This is a genomic window from Acinetobacter sp. AM, assembly GCF_003105055.1.
Classification (GTDB): domain Bacteria; phylum Pseudomonadota; class Gammaproteobacteria; order Pseudomonadales; family Moraxellaceae; genus Acinetobacter; species Acinetobacter tibetensis.
Map to the genome: position 1 here is coordinate 53,829 of NZ_QETG01000021.1, position 17,085 is coordinate 70,913.

Sequence of the window (17,085 nt, forward strand, 5' to 3'; positions counted from 1 at the left end):
AACTCTGGAACACGACTAAGTTGTAATCTAAATTTTTCGCAAAAAACTTGATTGAATCGATTTAAACTTCAGATTGCCCAATTTCAACGCATCAAGATAGTGAAGAATTAGATCGTGACATGCATTTATATCGAAAAAAATCCTTAAAAATGAAAGTATAACCTCTCATTTTTCACACAATTTACATCTTGCTTACGCAGACTAGCCGTCACGAATCATCAAGATAAAAATTGTCAGGAGACTTTCTATGCATTCGAAAAAAATAATAGTTGCTTTACTGTGTACCGTTGCTGCTCATGTTTATGCTGAACCTGCTGCGCAATCTGGCGACAGTGTTGACAGTTTGGCAGGGGTTAAAATTATGACCACGGTCAACGGTCAATCTGGAAGCCTTGCCGAACGTATGGCAACGAATGCCTCTCAAGCATCCGTGAGTGCAACGCAACAACCTGTTGATGAAACGGTGAGTGTTGAAGCGATTGATACCCCCATCGCACAATAAACAGACATAAAAAAAGGGCATGTTTTACACGCCCTTTTTTATTGGTTTGAATTAATCAAACAAACCAAAGAATGATTTTTTCTTCGGAGAAGAGTTATTTTCTTCACCATCTAAAGTCACTTGAAGTTCTTTCAACAATTCGCGTTGACGCGCCGTCAAGTTCACAGGTGTTTCCACCACAATACGGCAGAGTAAATCACCCTGCATACTGGTACGCACAGGTTTGACCCCTTTGCCACGTAAACGGAACATTTTTCCAGTTTGCGTGCCTTCAGGAATTTTCAAACTAACACGACCTTCTAGCGTTGGAATCTCGATTTCTTTACCCAAAGCAGCATCAGCAATGCTTACGGGTACATCCATATACAGATCTGCACCATCACGTTGGAAAATTTCGTGTTCACGTACCACAACTTCTACGTATAAGTCGCCAGATTGACCATCACGAATGGCTTCACCTTTACCGCTTAAACGCACGCGATCGCCATTGTCTACCCCAGCTGGAATCGTCACTTCTAGGGTTTGCTGACGGTCAGAAACACCTGAACCATGACATTTCTGACAAGGGTTTTTAATAATCTTGCCTTGGCCACGACAGGTACCACAGGTTTGCTGTACCGAGAAGAAGCCTTGCTGCATACGGACTTGACCTGCACCATGACAGGTTTTACACGTTTCAACGTCATTCGGGTTTTTAGAACCTTTACCGTCACAACTCTCACATGGTGCTGGTGCAGTAAAGGTAATGGTCTTTTTCACCCCTTTTACTGCTTCTTCTAAAGTGAGTTCCATGACATAACGTAAGTCGGAACCACGGCGCTGACGCTGCTGACCGCGACCGCCACCACCAAAAGCACCACCGAAGATATCACCAAACTGGCTGAAAATGTCTTCTGCACTGAAACCGCCGAAGCCACCACCACCGCCGCCGCCTTCGAATGCACCATGTCCCATACGGTCGTACATGCTGCGCTTTTCACCGTCGGAAAGAATTTCATACGCTTCAGAAGCTTCTTTAAACTTTTCTTCAGCTTCAGGATTGTCTGGGTTACGATCTGGATGATATTTCATCGCCAACTTACGGTAGGCTTTTTTAATTTCATCATCACTAGCGGTTTTAGCGACACCTAAAACCTCATAATAATCACGTTTAGCCATGGCTGGCGATGCTCCTCACGGAATTTCATTTGATACTGAATAATGCTCTGAAATTGGGGGCAAAGCGTGATTTTACAAGGGCAAAATGCTAAAAAAATGATAAATTTTAGAAAACTGCTTTATTTTTTATAAACTTAGAAAGCCCTTTAATCCAAGCATTCAGCAAATATAAAAAGGCAATCAGTCCAAATACCACACCCGCAACGGTACAACCCGTAACCCAAAGCGCGCTATTCCAAGTGAAAAAACATAAAGGAATAAACCACAGTGCAGCAAATAAACTGAGTACAGTATAAATAATGATATTTCGCATGACCCAAAAGGCTTGGGCTTGTAACCAGACTTCAGTGTCCATTTGGGTAACTTTACGGGCAAACCAATAAGCAAAAATACCGCTGATGACGGTAAATAATGCCAAAAACATGAAGACATAAGAAATCGCGATAGAGCGGCGATACTTGGTTAAACTGTCTTGCTTCATGTGCGATTAAACCTCATTACTACATCTGTGATTTTTTTAATATGTAGCAAAATTCCTAAACTGAAATTTAATAAAAATATAAGGTGCTACTATATTGAAATTTTCAAACTTTCGCACCTGATATTACTAAAATATTTTGTACTAACCGGTCTTTTTCACCTTAAACCATTGCGCATATAACGCTGGCAAAAAGAATAGTGTGAGCAAAGTCGCAACTATTAAGCCACCCATAATGGCCACCGCCATCGGCCCAAAGAAAATACTGCGTGATAATGGAATCATGGCCAGAACTGCTGCCAGTGCAGTTAACAAAATTGGACGAAAACGGCGTACTGTCGCTTCAATAATCGCCTCCCATGTGGTTTGTCCTGCTGCGCGGTCTTGTTCAATTTGATCAATCAAAATCAAGGAATTCCGCATAATCATGCCTGAAAGAGCAATCGTGCCCAGCATCGCCACAAAACCAAACGGCTTATTAAACAACAGCAAGAATAATACTACGCCAATTAAACCGAGCGGTGCCGTGAGCAAGACCATGCTGGCGCGGGAAATACTTTTAAGTTGAATCATCAGCAAGGTCATGACTACAGCCAAGAACAGTGGCATACCCGCATTCACTGACTTTTGCCCGCGAGCCGATTCTTCGACTGTTCCTCCGACTTCTAACAAATAGCCAGCAGGTAATTCTGCACGGACTTGCTGCATGGCATCAGACAATTCCGCCACGACTGTTGCGGGTTGTAATTTCGTACGAATATCCGCGCGTATGGTAATGGTCGGTAAGCGATTACGATGCCAAATCAAACCCTCTTCAAAACGGTATTCAATTTTGGCAATCTGGGCCAATGGTACAAAAGTCCCTCGGGTGGTCGGTACTGCCAAACTGGCCAGTGATTCAACGCTCAAGCGCTCCGCTTCATCACCACGTAAACGAATATCAATTAACTCGCGCTTTTCACGGTAGGGCTGCAATACCGCCCCCTGAATTGAACTATTCAGAAAATTGGCTAAATCTAAACTTGATATTCCCATTTGGCGGGCACGGTCTTGATCGATCTGCAATTGAATAATTTTGCTGGGTTCACCCCAATCTAAATGCACATTGGTGGTATTCGGATTCGCTCCCACTACGGCAGCAACTTTTTGCGCCCATTGGCGAACAGAATTGAGATCTTCCCCCGAAATACGATACTGGATTGGGTAACCTACAGGCGGACCATTTTCCAATAAGGAAACCCGTGTCCGCACTTCGGGCAATAAGTGACGAATCTGCTGCTCGAGAGAGTTGCGAATGTCGTTACGATCATCCAAAGAAGATGCCAGCACCACAAACTGGGCAAAACTGGCTTGGGGTAATTGCTGATCTAAGGGTAAATAGAAGCGTGGCGAACCTGTGCCCACATAAGCCACATAGTTTTCAATTCCCTGTTGCTTTGAAAGGAAATGCTCGACCTTTTTCACTGCCGCTTCGGTGGCTTTTAAGGATGCTCCTTCTTCAAGTTTTAAATCCACCAAAATTTCAGCACGATTCGACGATGGGAAAAATTGTTGTGGCACCAATTTAAACATCAACACGGAGAGCACAAACATGCCCAACGTTGCTGCAATCACGGTTTTACGATAGGTCACACACCAGTTGACCCACGTGCGAAAGCGCTGATAAAACTGGGTCTGATAGGGATCATGCTCTATGCCATGCACCATGACTGGCTGTGGCTCAGGTTGTTTTCTAAAGCGTGCCCAAAGCCTTTGATACCAAGGTGCTCGAACTGGCTGTTGTTGAAAATCAGGCAATAACTTATCCCCCAAATAAGGGACAAACAGCACCGCAGCAAACCATGACACAATTAATGCAATGGTCACCACCTGAAAAATGGAACGAGTATATTCTCCAGTGCTAGAAGCGGCTGTGGCAATCGGGAGAAATCCTGCGGCGGTAATTAAGGTTCCCGTCAGCATCGGAAATGCAGTGGTTTTCCACGCAAAACCCGCAGCTTGCAAACGGCTATAGCCTTGTTCCATGCGAATCGCCATCATTTCGATGGCAATAATGGCATCATCGACCAACAAACCGAGGGCTAAAATCAATGCCCCTAAGGAAATTTTATGCAGCCCTACATCAAATAAATTCATGCCCGCAAAGGTCATGGCCAGTACCAGTGGAATGGAAAATGCCACCACCAAGCCTGTGCGAAAACCCAAAGAAAAGAAACTCACCAACAGCACAATAATCACGGCCTCGGCCAAGACTTTCATAAATTCATGTACGCTGCGTTCAACCGCGACAGGCTGATCAGAGACTTTTTGTAGCTGCATTCCTAAAGGTAGGCTTTTCTGTAAGGTTGCAAACTCGGCTTGTAAGTTTTCACCCAAAGCCAGAATATCGCCGCCTTTGCGCATCGAAACTGCAATACCAATGCCATTTTCACCCATAAAACGCATGCGTGGCTGAGCAGGTTCACTAAAGCCGCGATACACCTCTGCCACATCCCCCAGTTGAATGGTTTGACCATTCACCAGCAATGGCATTTTTTTCAGGTCTTCGACGTTATGCAACTGACCGCTCACGCGAATTTGAATGCGGTCGGTCTGGGTTTCAAAATAACCTGCGCTGGCCATGGTATTTTGTTGCTGCAAAGCCTGTTGAATGGTAGTAATTGGAATACCCAGTTGCGTGGCTTTGGTGTTGGATAAATCTATCCAGATTTTCTGATCTTGCAGCCCAATCAAATCCACCTTACCAACATCTTGAACCCGCTGTAATTGCAGTTGTAAGCGGTCGGCATATTCTTTCAAAATGGCATAATCAAAGCCCTTTCCTGTCAACACATAAATGTTGCCGAAAGTGTCGCCAAATTCATCATTAAAAAAAGGGCCTTGCACATCACTTGGCAGTTCGTGCCGAATATCATTGACCTTTTTACGTACGTCATACCAGACATCAGGAATTTGTGCAGAGCGCAATGAATCCTTCGCAAAAAAAGTTACTAACGACTCCCCTGGACGGGAGTACGCCATAATGCGCTCATAATTGCCTGTGCTCATGAGTTCTTTTTCAATGCGATCAGTCACTTGTAGCGACACTTGCTTCGCTGTTGCACCAGGCCAATAGGTTTGTACCACCATGACTTTAAAGGTAAACGGCGGATCTTCGCTTTGAGACAATTTGGAATAAGACACCATGCCAACGATGCCCAGCAAGATCATGAAATACAGAACCAAGCCTTTGTTTTTCAGTGCCCATTCCGACAGGTTAAAATTCATTATTTTGCTCCTGTCGGTTGTTGTACGGTAGACAAGGCTACAACGCGGTTTTCTCGATCAATCGGACGAATTTTTTGTTGCTCATGCAGCAGATGTACGCCCCCAACCACCACATAATCTTCTGGTTTTAATCCTGACAGTACAGACACTGTATCGCGCCCATAAGCCCCTAAGGTGACTGATACTTTATGGATTCGCGAATCTGGATAAACCACCCACACAAAGGCCTGTTGTTCATTCGCCGAGACACTGGATAAGGGCACACTTAAGATATTGTGCTGCAAGGTACTAAAAAATACCCGCGCACTTTGCCCCAATTGAATATCTTGACTCTGAGTCTTTAAGGCAACTTTTACGCTAAAGGTGCGTGACTGATCTGCCGCAGGGGAAATTTCACGCACATAACCCGCAAATTTATCCTGTGGTTTTGACCATAAAGTCACCCATGCTTCCTGCCCAATACGGATGTCATTAATGGCTTGCTCAGGTACGCCAATGAGCACTTCACGCTCACCCGAAATCGCCAATTGATAAGCCGCTTGCCCTGCTGCAACCACCTGCCCCACTTCAATATTACGTGCGGTAATCACGCCACTTTTGTCTGCAACGAGTTGGTTATAACGGGTCTGGTTTTGACTAACTTCATGGTTGGATTGCGCCTGTTTCAGACTGGCCAATGCAGCTTGATACTGATTATTTATCGCATCGTATTGTGAACGGCTCACGGCGTTCATCGGCAATAATTGCTTAAAACGTGTTAGCTCCTGTTCTGCCACTTTCGCTGCGGACTGGGCACTTTCCAATTGCGCACGGGAAGCATTCAATTGTAATTGAGCATCTTTCACATCCAGTTTTGCCAGAACCTGCCCGACTCGAACTTGATCACCAACATCGACAAAACGTTGTATGACCTGCCCAGACACCCGAAATGCCAAATCCGTTTGTTGTCGAGCTTTAACTTCACCCGCGTAACTTTTTTGTTCAGTTAAAGAGGTAGATGGTTGTGCCACCATGACTAAGGGGACTTGTTCCGTTGTAGCCTGTTCTCGACTACAGCCCCAAAGGGTCAAACTGGATAAAATTATAAGACTGGCAATTAAGGTCTTGGCAGGGTTCATGCGTTGTGCTCTTATCTAAATGTCATTTTTAGGGCAAAATACTATGCTGTTCTTTGAACAAATTTGAATTAATATACCACGCGGTACATTAATTAAAAGCCCTGTTTGAAGTAAATGACTTAATTAAGCGAAAGTGGAAAAATTTGTGCAAATGAATGTCGGTCGGCCCAAAGATTTAGAAAAGCATAAGCAAATTCTGCTGGCTGCCAGAAACCTGTTCCTAAAACAGGGCTATCATGGTTCGAGCATGAATCAAATTGCCCAAGAAGCTGGGGTCACTAAACTCACGATTTATAATCATTTTCAAGACAAAGCCAGTCTATTTACCTGTGCGATTGAACTCACCTGCGAAAGTTTAATGGCCACACGTCCTTTTGAATTGCAGGCAGACAGCAATTTTGTTGAGGCTTTTGCTCAAGCCTGCCAAATCGCCTTGAACATTGTGTACTTACCCGAAGCAGTGAAACTGGAACATTTGCTGATTGAACTGGCCGCCGAACAAAACCCCTTGGCTCTGCAATTTTATAATGCGTCTCATCAAAAAATGTGTGATGGTTGGGAAGATTTTTTTCAGCAAGCTGCCACCTTGGGTTTTATTCAAGCCGCTGATGTGGAACAGCAACGCCTATTGCTACTGTCCTTACTGCTCGGACTACGTCATTTAGAAATTTTACTGGGTGTACGTGCGATTCCAACCCCTCAACAACAGCAGGAAATCATCCAACAAAGTATCGAGATATTCATGCTGAAGTATGGACCGAATGCCTAGCGCCCATTTTGATTGTCCCTCAGCTTCATTCCATTATTCAATTGCTAGTTTTATCAACAAAAGCTTGCGACTTTTGTAGCCCTGCTACTTGGCATTCAATTAAATCGGGGTATAGTCAAAAAGAATAAGAACTGGAGAATGGAAAATGATTCAACAAATTGATGCTCCACTACGCGAAGACGTACGGTTACTGGGTAATTTATTAGGGGAAACCCTAAAACAACATGCCGGGCAAGATTTGTTTAATCAGATAGAACAGATTCGAGCACTTGCCAAAGGTGCACGTGATGGACAAGTTGAAGCGGAAAAACAACTAGAGCAGCTCTTTCTCAGCCTAGAAGATGATGAGATTCTTCCGCTTACCCGTGCATTCACACACTTTTTGAACTTTGCCAATATCGCCGAACAATACCATGTAGTACGTAGCCGTCGCCAAAGTGAATTTGATCCTGAAGCCCCATCACCGAATCCACTCGATCATCTGTTCCAAAAATTTAAAACCCATCAAGTCTCAGCAGAACAGCTCTATCAACAACTGTGTGAACTTAAAATTGAACTGGTGTTGACTGCACACCCGACAGAAGTGAGCCGACGCACCCTCATTCAAAAATATGATGGCATTAATGACTGTTTATTTAAATTTGATCAGCAAAAACTTACCCCGCGTGAACGCCAAGCGGTATTAGATGACTTAAAACAACTGATCTGTTCCGCATGGCAAACCGATGAAATTCGTCAACATCGTCCGACCCCTATCGATGAAGCCAAATGGGGCTTCACCACCATTGAACAAACCTTGTGGAATGCAGTACCCAAGTTCATGCGTGAACTGGATGGGATGGTAGAAGAACATTGTGGACAATGTTTACCGCTACATGTGGCTCCTGTGCGTTTTGCTTCTTGGATGGGTGGTGACCGTGATGGCAACCCGAATGTAACCCACAATGTGACCCAAGAAGTGCTGTGGTTGTCACGCTGGAAAGCAGCCGATTTATATTTACGTGATATTGAAGACCTGCGTTGGGAATTGTCGATTCAAAACTGTAGCAATGAGTTAATGCAGGCTTTGGGTGCACCTCATCCTGAACCTTATCGTGAATATTTACGTGACACTCGCGAACGCTTAAAAATCACGCGTGAATGGTTGGCACATAAACTACAGGGACAAGATCAGGTCTTGGATGACAGTCGTGTCATCAAAAGCAAACAGGAATTGTTACAGCCTTTATTACTGTGCTATCGCTCTCTCATGTCGTGCAACTTGCCTGAAATTGCCAATGGTAAATTATTAGACTTTATCCATCGGGTCAATTGCTTTGGGATCGAATTATTAAAGTTGGATATTCGTCAGGAATCAGGACGTCATCGCCAAGCCATTTCCGCCATTACCGAATATTTGGGTTTAGGCAATTTTGAAACATGGACGGAACAAGCCCGTCAAAACTTTCTATTGCAAGAATTACAGAGCAAGCGCCCGTTATTGCCAAAGCATTTAAATGAACCTGAGCAAAGCCTGATTCTGCATCCCGATGTGCAAGAAGTGTTTGCCACCATGCGAACCTTAGCTGAACAGCCTGCGGAAAGCTTGGGCGCCTATATTATTTCCATGGCGGAATATCCAAGTGATGTCCTTGCTGTCTTACTCTTACAAAAAGAAGCCGGCATTCAACAACCTTTACGTGTAGTTCCCCTATTTGAAACTTTGAAAGACTTGGATGGTGCGGCACACACCATGCAAACCCTGTTTAATATGCATTGGTACAAACAGCATATTCAGGGCAAACATGAAGTCATGATTGGTTATTCAGACTCGGCCAAAGACGCAGGCTTTATGTCTGCCAACTGGGCACAATACCGTGCGCAAGAAGAGTTGACTGCGATTGCTAAACAACATGCGGTACAACTGACCCTGTTTCATGGTCGTGGTGGTTCTATCAGCCGTGGTGGTGCTCCAACCCAACAGGCGCTATTTTCTCAACCCCCAGGTTCCATTTCTGGTGCTATTCGCGTCACCGAACAAGGTGAAATGATCCGCTTTAAATTCGGACTGGAAGGCATTGCCCTACAAAATCTGGAAATTTATACCGCAGCAACACTGGAAGCAACCTTACTTCCACCGCCAGAGCCGAAAGCCGAATGGCGTGAACTCATGCATCGCATGACCGATCTTTCGGTACAGGTTTACCGTCAAACGGTACGTGAAAATCCACATTTTGTGAAATATTTAAGAACGGTCACGCCTGAACTGGAACTGCAAATGTTACCTTTGGGTTCACGCCCAGCCAAACGTAAAGTCAGTGGCGGGATTGAATCCTTACGTGCCATTCCTTGGGTGTTTGCTTGGACACAAATTCGCTTAATGCTCCCTGCTTGGTTAGGCACAGGTGCAGCGATTAACCAAGTGATTGAACAAGGACATAAAGCGACCTTAGAAGAAATGTTGCAGCAATGGCCTTATTTCCAAACCTTGATTGATATGTTGGAAATGGTCTTGTCCAAAGCCGATGGACATGTGGCTTTATACTATGAAACCCACCTGACCCAAGACGAGGACTTAAAAGCCCTAGGTACAACATTACGCCAACGTCTACAAGACGCGGTTGAAACTCTACTCACCTTAAAAGATGAATCGAAACTGCTCAGTAGCAATGAAGTGTTGGATCAGTCGATGCGAGTACGTAAACCCTACTTACTGCCTTTACATTTGCTGCAAGCAGAACTCATGAAACGTCGTCGTTTATATCTGGCTGAACGTCAGGCTGAACATACCCCTGTCGATCATGCCTTAATGGTCAGCATTGCCGGCATTGCCGCAGGTTTACGTAATACGGGTTGATGCATGCGTCTACGATTGGCAACCCGAAGTTTTTCGGTGTTGCCAATACGGCATTTGATTTTGCATCGATTGGCAAAATAGTTCTTGCTACATTCAATTTTCAGCAGTTTTTTTGCATTGTTAAAAAAAATTTGAAAGATTGATAAAAAAAATTTATTGCTGGGCAATGCAGATAAATTGGATTTATCGACTATAATTTATAGAATAATATATTGATTTATTGCTAATTTAAAAATTATAAAATTTTACCACTTGGTATAAAATTATTATAAATCAGACTTCTAATTAATCTAAAATTAAAAATCAATGATTAAATCACTCGAAAAGAAAGAGTATGATGTGCACAATTTATTTCTAAAGTGATCAATTTATGTCCAATTGGTTTCCCCAATGGCGCCCTTATTCAGGCAATGTCGAGACACGTCCTGTCGGAACAAATGAATATCTTCCGCCTGTACAGAGTGCTGTGCTGGGCATTCAGCATGCCTTTGCCATGTTTGGTGCGACAGTTCTTGCCCCATTTTTGATGGGTTTTGACCCCAATCTCGCGATTTTTATGTCGGGCATCTGTACCATTCTGTTCTTTTTCATGACGGGTGGACGTGTTCCAAGTTATCTCGGCTCAAGCTTTGCTTTTATTGGCGTGGTCATTGCTGCAACGGGTTATGCGGCCTCAGGAACCGGTGCACCCAATGCCAATTTAGCCGTTGCTGCTGGCGGGATTATGGCATGTGGTGTGTTGTATGCCCTGTTTGGTCTCATGGTCATGGCAACGGGTACCCAATGGATTGAAAAACTCATGCCACCTGTCGTGACTGGTGCTGTGGTAATGATTATTGGTTTAAATCTGGCCCCTGTGACGGTGAAAGGCGTGGCGGGCAATCCCTTTAATATGTGGATGGCATTAGTAACTGTCCTTTGTATGGGATCTATCGCGGTCTTCACCAAAGGCTTGTTGCAACGCTTACTGCTCTTAATCGGCTTATTACTGGCGTATCTCCTCTATTTCATTGTTTCGAATGTCATGGGATACGGTACACCTATTAATTTTACCCCAATTCAACAAGCAGCGTGGTTTGGCTTTCCAACCTTCCATTCGCCACAGTTTGATGTGAATGCCATGTTAATTATTGCTCCAGTGGCTTTAATTTTAGTGGCAGAAAACTTAGGTCATATTAAGGCAGTCAGTGCCATGACGGGTGAAAACTTAGACCCGCAAATTGGTAAAGCCTTCTTGGCAGATGGTGTTGCAACGACACTTTCTGGCGGTGTTGGTGCACCAGGTATGACCACCTATGGCGAAAATATTGGAGTCATGGCGGTTACGCGCGTTTACTCGACTATCGTCTTTGTCATTGCAGGTGTGTTTGCCATTTTCTTGGGTCTATCTCCGAAGTTTGGCGCCATTATTCACACCATTCCAACGGCAATCCTCACAGGTGCTTCCATTGTGGTCTTTGGTTTAATTACCATTGCGGGTGCCAAAATCTGGATTGAAAACAAAGTCGATTTTTCTAAAAATAAAAACCTGATGGTTGCAGCAGTGACCATTATTTTAGGTACGGGTGATTTTGCCTTGCAGTTCGGCAATTTCAATTTGGGTGGCATTGGAACGGCTACCTTCGCAGCCTTGGTTTTAAACTGGTTCTTCAGCTTAAAAGATCAAAGCGAATAAATATTGCTCCATTTATAGCAGCCTACGGGCTGCTTTTTTTATATTTTCAGGCTTTAACATTGCGTCTTGAGTATCATATTTTTAAGATGGAAAACTCAATATAAGATGAATTTATGGCTATGCGCCTCGATTTTTTTGACTTAACCTTATTCTTAAATATTGTCGAAACAGGCAGCCTCACCAAAGGGGCAGAACGTTCTGCAATTTCCTTACAAGCCGCAAGTGAGCGGATTAAAAAACTCGAACAACAGTTCTCTGTCTCGCTGTTTACCCGCCATGCCACTGGCGTCAAACTCACACTGGCTGGTCAAATGTTTAATCAACATGCCCAAACTTTAATTCAACAACATCAGCAACTTGAACAGGAAATGCTGCCTTTTTCTCAACGACAACATCGCAGCATGACCCTGTGGTGTAATTCTTCAGCACAGAGTGAATATTTACCTTTGGTGCTGCCATCTTACCTTACGGAAAATCCGCATTTACAGATTGAACTGCAAGAAGCAGAATCCAATGACATTATTCAAGCTTTAAGCAAAGGGATCGCACAACTGGGCTTAATTTCGAATTTTTTTAATGCCCAAACCCTACAAACCTTAGCGTTTGCAGACGATCCTCTGATTTTGATTTGTCCACGCCAGCATCCTTTAACCCACCATCCTGAACTAAGCTTGGTCGATACTTTAGAGCATGCCTTTGTCGGGTTAATGCAATATCACTCTTTACAGCAATCGATTGAAGCACAAGCCAAATTACTGGGCTATAGCATTCAGTATCGCCTTCGTCTTCCTAATTTTGGTGCAATTGCACAGGTCGTTGCCAATGGCGTTGGCATTGCCATTATCCCGAAGCGAGCTGCTCAACGCTTACAACAGCTATATTCATTTCAGCAGATTCAATTAAAAGGTGCATGGGCAAACCGAAAGTTACTGTTGGCTGCACAAAACTTTGATACCTTAACTTTAGATTATCAACATTTTAGCCAATTTTTAATTCAACAAGGTCCTCAGCTTAACACCTTAACCAACACAATTAATGACTAAGTAGCATATACCCACCCAAGGTAATCAAACCACAGAAAAAGACTTTGCGAAATTTCTGCTCTGCAATTTTATAGCGTATCCGCGTGCCCAACCACATCCCGAGTAAGGCAGGAATCAACGCCAGAACAGACCATAGATAATCAATCTCGAGGTGGGCCACAGGATTTTGCTGCAAAAAGATGGCCAAGCACATGGTCGAAACGGTAAATGCCATGCCCAAAGACTGGACCAGATCATCACGCTGTAAATGTAGAGACTGCAAATAAGACACTACAGGAATGACCACGACCCCAGTCGCCACAGTCAATGCACCACCCAAATAGCCTATTAATGGAGATAAGATTCCAGCATAACGAGACAAGTTCGGGATTTGTTTTGCAGCTAAACCATATACGCCATACAGCAATAACATAGCGCCTAAAAGCGCTTCACTGTTAAATTCACTTTGACCTAAGCGAGGGAAAACACTCCAAATTGAACCGACAATAATCCCCAGCAAAAGTGTCCAGAACCGAGCCAAAACCCGCAATACCTGCCCTTCAGCAAATAACTGCCAAATATTGGTGGCCATGGAAGGGACGATCAACAATGCTGCCGCTTGATAAGGACTAATCAACATGGTCAATAGCCCCATCGATACGGCAGGCAAACCTAAACCAATCATGCCTTTCACCATCCCTGCCAGCAGAAAAACCACCACAATAAAACTCAGCACCATGCTCTTCCTCAAATGATCGTAGAGCGATGCTAAGTCACTTCAGTACAAAGAAAAATCAGGCTTTTTTGAAGTCAACCTCAATTTTTGCTTGAGGCATCATCCGAGAATCTCATGATACAAACCCTATTTTGAAACAAAAACAGCAAGCAGCCTCAGACTTCTCAACCACACGGTTATGATCTGAAATCATGACCATTAAGGAGCCGTCAATTGAAACAAAGCCGCATTTTTACCATCTTCTACTCCCCAAATTGAACCGTCCTGTGCTTCAACTAAAGCACGAATCCGCTGTTTCATGGCTAAGCGTTGCACTTCCTGTACAGGCACAGTTTGCGTATCTACCACAATAATTGCTTGTGAAGACAGTCCACCAATCAATGCTTTATTGGTCCATTTCGGGAATTCAGAACCTCGATAGAAGATTAAACTCGATGGAGAAATGACTGGGGTCCAACTAATTTCAGGGGATTGAAACTCTGGACGGGTCGCATGATCAGGAATGTCACGTCCGCTATAATGATCCCCATTCGACACAATTGGGTAACCATAATTCGCAGCTTTATGAATACGATTGAACTCATCGCCACCACGAGGTCCCATTTCAGCAACCCAAAGCTGCCCTTGTGCATCGAAAGCCATCCCCAAAGGGTTTCGATGACCTAGGCTCCAAATTTGTGCCGCAATCGGACCTTGAGCCATAAATGGATTCCCTGCTGCTGGTGAACCATCTTCATTCAAGCGCAGAATTTTACCTAAATTGCTCTGCATATCTTGCGCAGGCTGAAACTTCTGTCGTTCGCCTGAACTAATCCATAATTTTCCTGCTGAATCAAAAGCCAAGCGATGTGCATAATGACCTTGTCCTGAAACTTTGGGCACTTGTCGCCAAATCGGCTGCAAGTCGATTAATCGTGGTTGATTGGGTAATTGCTCATCTAAAACCGCACGCACAACTACTGCACCATAGCCACCTTTACCTTGTTCGGCATAACTGAAATAAATGATATGATTCTGTTTAAAATCTGGATGCAGCACCACGTCACCCAAACCGCCTTGACCACCATAGGCAACCTGCGGAACTCCCTCTACAGCTATTTTTTGCTGTGTTTTGGGATTAAACACAAACAGCTTTCCTGCTTTTTCGGTAATTAATAAGTGCTGATCGGGCAACACGGCTATCGCCCAAGGTTCATTAAACTCCCCCATTTTTCTGATTTTATAGGGCTGAGAAAGCGTGGCTTTGGCGGCTTGCGAGTTTGGTTCATCTGCTGCCTTATCTTGTGCATGACAGGCTAAAATAGACACCGAACTAAGGAATCCGAGCCACAAAAGCAAACCGTACTTTGAATAGTTCATTATGCCCTCACTACAGGTCTTATTTCTATTCAATCTAACCAAACCCTCTTCCGATAAACAGAGTGAATATGTAGCTTTCAAATCTATCTAAGAGTGAATCTATGTCAGCCAAAGCGTACAAGGAATGCAGCAAAGACGCCTATACCCAAATCCGATTTCAGGGTACATTGAACTCATACAGGAACAGGATGTTTCTTAGAATAACAATAAAGAGACGACAATAGGACGTTGAGGTATTACAGGAGTTTTACCTTTCATGAAATACGAAAAAGCCTCGATAGGATATCGGGGCTTTTTTATTTGTATCATGTCTATATCTCAATAAAAAGAGCCTCATCAAGAGGCTCTTATCGACATCAACACCTTAACTATAGGATCTTTGTTTGGTCGCTTGAGATGTTGTAGGCACTTCAGCCACTTCTTCTGCTTGATTAGTTTTAATAAAAGAAACCGCAAAAGCCGCAATAATTGCAGGAATCGCAACCGCAATGAAGTTCATTTTATGCGGAAGTTCCATGCCTAATAACATACCAATTACGATTGGACCTACAATCGCTCCGACACGACCAATACCAGATGCCCATCCTAAACCCGTAGAACGAACTGCCAATGGGTAATATTGCGCGACATAGCTATACAGCAAAATACTACAGCCAATCGAAGCTGCACCTGCCAATGCCACCAATAAATAAATCACAGGTTGTGGAGAATTAAAACCTAAACCAACAAGTGCCAATGCCCCCACAATCAGCATACTGATAATCACTGGTTTTAAATGGAAGCGATCGGCAAGAATACCGCCACCCGCTGTACCAATAACTGCACCAATGTTCAAAGAAAGCAGGAACATTAAGCTACTACCCAATGAATAACCCGCAGCCATCATGAGTTTTGGTAACCAGCTACCTAAGGCATAAACCATCAGCAAACACATGAAGAAACAGCTCCAGAATAAAATGGTTCCCATGGCACGGCCATTTTTAAATAGCGCTGCGACAGAAGCATCTGGAACTTTAGCTTCATTGAGCACTAAAACTGTATTTGAAGTTACTGTTTCTGCAGGTACAAGACGTTGAATAATATCGCGTGCTTTTTCCGTTTGCTGAGCCTTGACCAAAAAAGTGACTGATTCAGGTAAGAATTTCCATAAAATTGGCACAAATAAAAGCGGGATACCTGCAATGAAGAACATAATTTGCCAACCAAAGCTTGGCGTAAATGCAGCACCCAATAATGCTGCCATAATCCCACCCATCGCATAACCGCTAAACATAGCCGTCACCAAAGTACTACGAAATTTTTGTGGTGCATATTCTGAAGTGAGTGCCACCAAGTTAGGTAAAACGCCACCAATCCCTAAACCCGCGATAAAACGTAAAATACCAAATTCAGTTGGGTTAGATGCGAAACCACCCGCAAAAGTAAAACTACTAAACAATGTGACACAGATAATAATGACTTTTTTACGACCAATTTTATCGGCCAACATACCAAATAACATGGCACCAAACATCATGCCTGCCAACGCGGTACTGGCTAGCATTCCCGCTTGTACTGCAGTCATTCCCCACTCTTTCATTAATAAAGGTAAGGCAACGCCATTAATCGCCAAATCATAACCATCAAACAAAACCACAAATAAACACCACAAAACAACCGTTAAATGAAAAGGTTTAAATTTAGCCTGATCAATTACAGCATTTACATTCATTGTTGTCGCTGTCATTTCTACTCACCTCCAATTGTGAGATTTTTATTGTCAACATACAATGAATATCGGTTCATTTTTTGTCTAAAACCTCAAGGGTATAAAAATATACCTATAAGGTATCTAACCTATCAAATGGAACATTTCATCAGTAATTTAAGTGCTGAATAGACTTTAAAATCTAGTAAAAATGTTACTTATATTGCAATCATTAATAATTATTTATTTAAAATCATAGTATTAAGCGTAAATTCTGAAACAATAAGACCAAAGTTAGCTTGCTTTGCAAATTGATCATCTTCTTTTAATAATTTTCATCTTTTATTTATTAATATGCAATAAAAAACACCCCCTAACGTTGGTTAGGGGGTGTTTGAATAAATGAGCTGGCGATGACTTACTCTCACATGGGTAACCCCACACTACCATCAGCGCTAAGAGGTTTCACTTCTGAGTT

The 17,085-nt window shown here is 43.3% G+C and carries 12 protein-coding genes; 5 read left to right on the plus strand and 7 right to left on the minus strand.

Features of this window, described 5'->3' with window-relative positions; all coding sequences use genetic code 11:
• The first annotated feature begins 247 nt into the window (after positions 1-247).
• Complete coding sequence (locus DCO44_RS12075) at positions 248-502, plus strand: hypothetical protein (RefSeq protein ID WP_116762213.1); 255 nt, start codon at positions 248-250, stop codon at positions 500-502.
• A gap of 51 nt (positions 503-553) precedes the next feature.
• Here the strand turns inward: DCO44_RS12075 and dnaJ are convergent, their stop codons facing one another.
• From dnaJ to DCO44_RS12095, 4 genes are all read right to left on the minus strand, one after another.
• Positions 554-1,660, minus strand: a complete 1,107-nt coding sequence (dnaJ, locus tag DCO44_RS12080; protein WP_116762215.1) for a molecular chaperone DnaJ — start codon at positions 1,658-1,660, stop codon at positions 554-556.
• A 106-nt stretch (positions 1,661-1,766) separates the two neighbouring features.
• Positions 1,767-2,141, minus strand: coding sequence for a hypothetical protein (locus DCO44_RS12085; protein WP_116762217.1), 375 nt, complete (start codon positions 2,139-2,141; stop codon positions 1,767-1,769).
• A gap of 141 nt (positions 2,142-2,282) precedes the next feature.
• Positions 2,283-5,405, minus strand: coding sequence for an efflux RND transporter permease subunit (locus DCO44_RS12090; protein WP_116762220.1), 3,123 nt, complete (start codon positions 5,403-5,405; stop codon positions 2,283-2,285).
• Entirely contained in the window at positions 5,405-6,523 is a 1,119-nt protein-coding gene (locus DCO44_RS12095; RefSeq protein WP_116762222.1) for an efflux RND transporter periplasmic adaptor subunit, read from the minus strand. The genes DCO44_RS12090 and DCO44_RS12095 overlap by 1 nt, the downstream gene beginning before the upstream one ends.
• A 145-nt stretch (positions 6,524-6,668) precedes the next feature.
• Between DCO44_RS12095 and DCO44_RS12100 the strand changes: the two genes are divergently transcribed.
• The 4 genes from DCO44_RS12100 to DCO44_RS12115 all read left to right on the plus strand — a co-directional run bounded on the left by DCO44_RS12100 (position 6,669) and on the right by DCO44_RS12115 (position 12,846).
• The gene (locus DCO44_RS12100) at positions 6,669-7,292 is read left to right on the plus strand and encodes a TetR/AcrR family transcriptional regulator (RefSeq protein ID WP_116762239.1); all 624 of its coding nucleotides are present in this window, start codon (positions 6,669-6,671) and stop codon (positions 7,290-7,292) included.
• Between the two features lie 145 nt (positions 7,293-7,437).
• Positions 7,438-10,128: a phosphoenolpyruvate carboxylase gene (gene ppc, locus DCO44_RS12105; RefSeq protein WP_116762224.1), complete on the plus strand. Its 2,691-nt coding sequence runs from the start codon at positions 7,438-7,440 to the stop codon at positions 10,126-10,128.
• A gap of 370 nt (positions 10,129-10,498) precedes the next feature.
• Positions 10,499-11,803 (plus strand): solute carrier family 23 protein, encoded by a 1,305-nt coding sequence (locus tag DCO44_RS12110; RefSeq protein WP_116762226.1) that lies wholly within the window; start codon positions 10,499-10,501, stop codon positions 11,801-11,803.
• 119 nt (positions 11,804-11,922) lie between these two features.
• Positions 11,923-12,846 (plus strand): LysR family transcriptional regulator, encoded by a 924-nt coding sequence (locus tag DCO44_RS12115; RefSeq protein WP_116762241.1) that lies wholly within the window; start codon positions 11,923-11,925, stop codon positions 12,844-12,846.
• Here DCO44_RS12115 and DCO44_RS12120 read toward each other — a convergent pair.
• The 3 genes from DCO44_RS12120 to DCO44_RS12130 all read right to left on the minus strand — a co-directional run bounded on the left by DCO44_RS12120 (position 12,836) and on the right by DCO44_RS12130 (position 16,646).
• Complete coding sequence (locus DCO44_RS12120; RefSeq protein ID WP_416224529.1) at positions 12,836-13,564, minus strand: sulfite exporter TauE/SafE family protein; 729 nt, start codon at positions 13,562-13,564, stop codon at positions 12,836-12,838. The genes DCO44_RS12115 and DCO44_RS12120 overlap by 11 nt on opposite strands.
• A gap of 195 nt (positions 13,565-13,759) precedes the next feature.
• A complete protein-coding gene (locus DCO44_RS12125) occupies positions 13,760-14,920 on the minus strand; it encodes a PQQ-dependent sugar dehydrogenase (protein ID WP_116762228.1) in 1,161 nt (386 codons plus the stop codon).
• A gap of 364 nt (positions 14,921-15,284) precedes the next feature.
• Positions 15,285-16,646 (minus strand): MFS transporter, encoded by a 1,362-nt coding sequence (locus tag DCO44_RS12130; protein WP_116762231.1) that lies wholly within the window; start codon positions 16,644-16,646, stop codon positions 15,285-15,287.
• Between the last annotated feature and the right edge of the window lie 439 nt (positions 16,647-17,085).

What these genes read in the sequence shown, in the direction of transcription:
- DCO44_RS12085 (WP_116762217.1), bottom strand. Translation starts at nt 2,141, where the DNA reads ATGAAGCAAGACAGTTTAACCAAGTATCGCCGCTCTATCGCGATTTCT.
- DCO44_RS12110 (WP_116762226.1), top strand. Translation starts at nt 10,499, where the DNA reads ATGTCCAATTGGTTTCCCCAATGGCGCCCTTATTCAGGCAATGTCGAG.
- DCO44_RS12095 (WP_116762222.1), bottom strand. Translation starts at nt 6,523, where the DNA reads ATGAACCCTGCCAAGACCTTAATTGCCAGTCTTATAATTTTATCCAGT.
- DCO44_RS12120 (WP_416224529.1), bottom strand. Translation starts at nt 13,564, where the DNA reads ATGGTGCTGAGTTTTATTGTGGTGGTTTTTCTGCTGGCAGGGATGGTG.
- DCO44_RS12115 (WP_116762241.1), top strand. Translation starts at nt 11,923, where the DNA reads ATGCGCCTCGATTTTTTTGACTTAACCTTATTCTTAAATATTGTCGAA.
- DCO44_RS12075 (WP_116762213.1), top strand. Translation starts at nt 248, where the DNA reads ATGCATTCGAAAAAAATAATAGTTGCTTTACTGTGTACCGTTGCTGCT.
- DCO44_RS12125 (WP_116762228.1), bottom strand. Translation starts at nt 14,920, where the DNA reads ATGAACTATTCAAAGTACGGTTTGCTTTTGTGGCTCGGATTCCTTAGT.
- dnaJ (WP_116762215.1), bottom strand. Translation starts at nt 1,660, where the DNA reads ATGGCTAAACGTGATTATTATGAGGTTTTAGGTGTCGCTAAAACCGCT.
- DCO44_RS12130 (WP_116762231.1), bottom strand. Translation starts at nt 16,646, where the DNA reads ATGACAGCGACAACAATGAATGTAAATGCTGTAATTGATCAGGCTAAA.
- DCO44_RS12090 (WP_116762220.1), bottom strand. Translation starts at nt 5,405, where the DNA reads ATGAATTTTAACCTGTCGGAATGGGCACTGAAAAACAAAGGCTTGGTT.
- ppc (WP_116762224.1), top strand. Translation starts at nt 7,438, where the DNA reads ATGATTCAACAAATTGATGCTCCACTACGCGAAGACGTACGGTTACTG.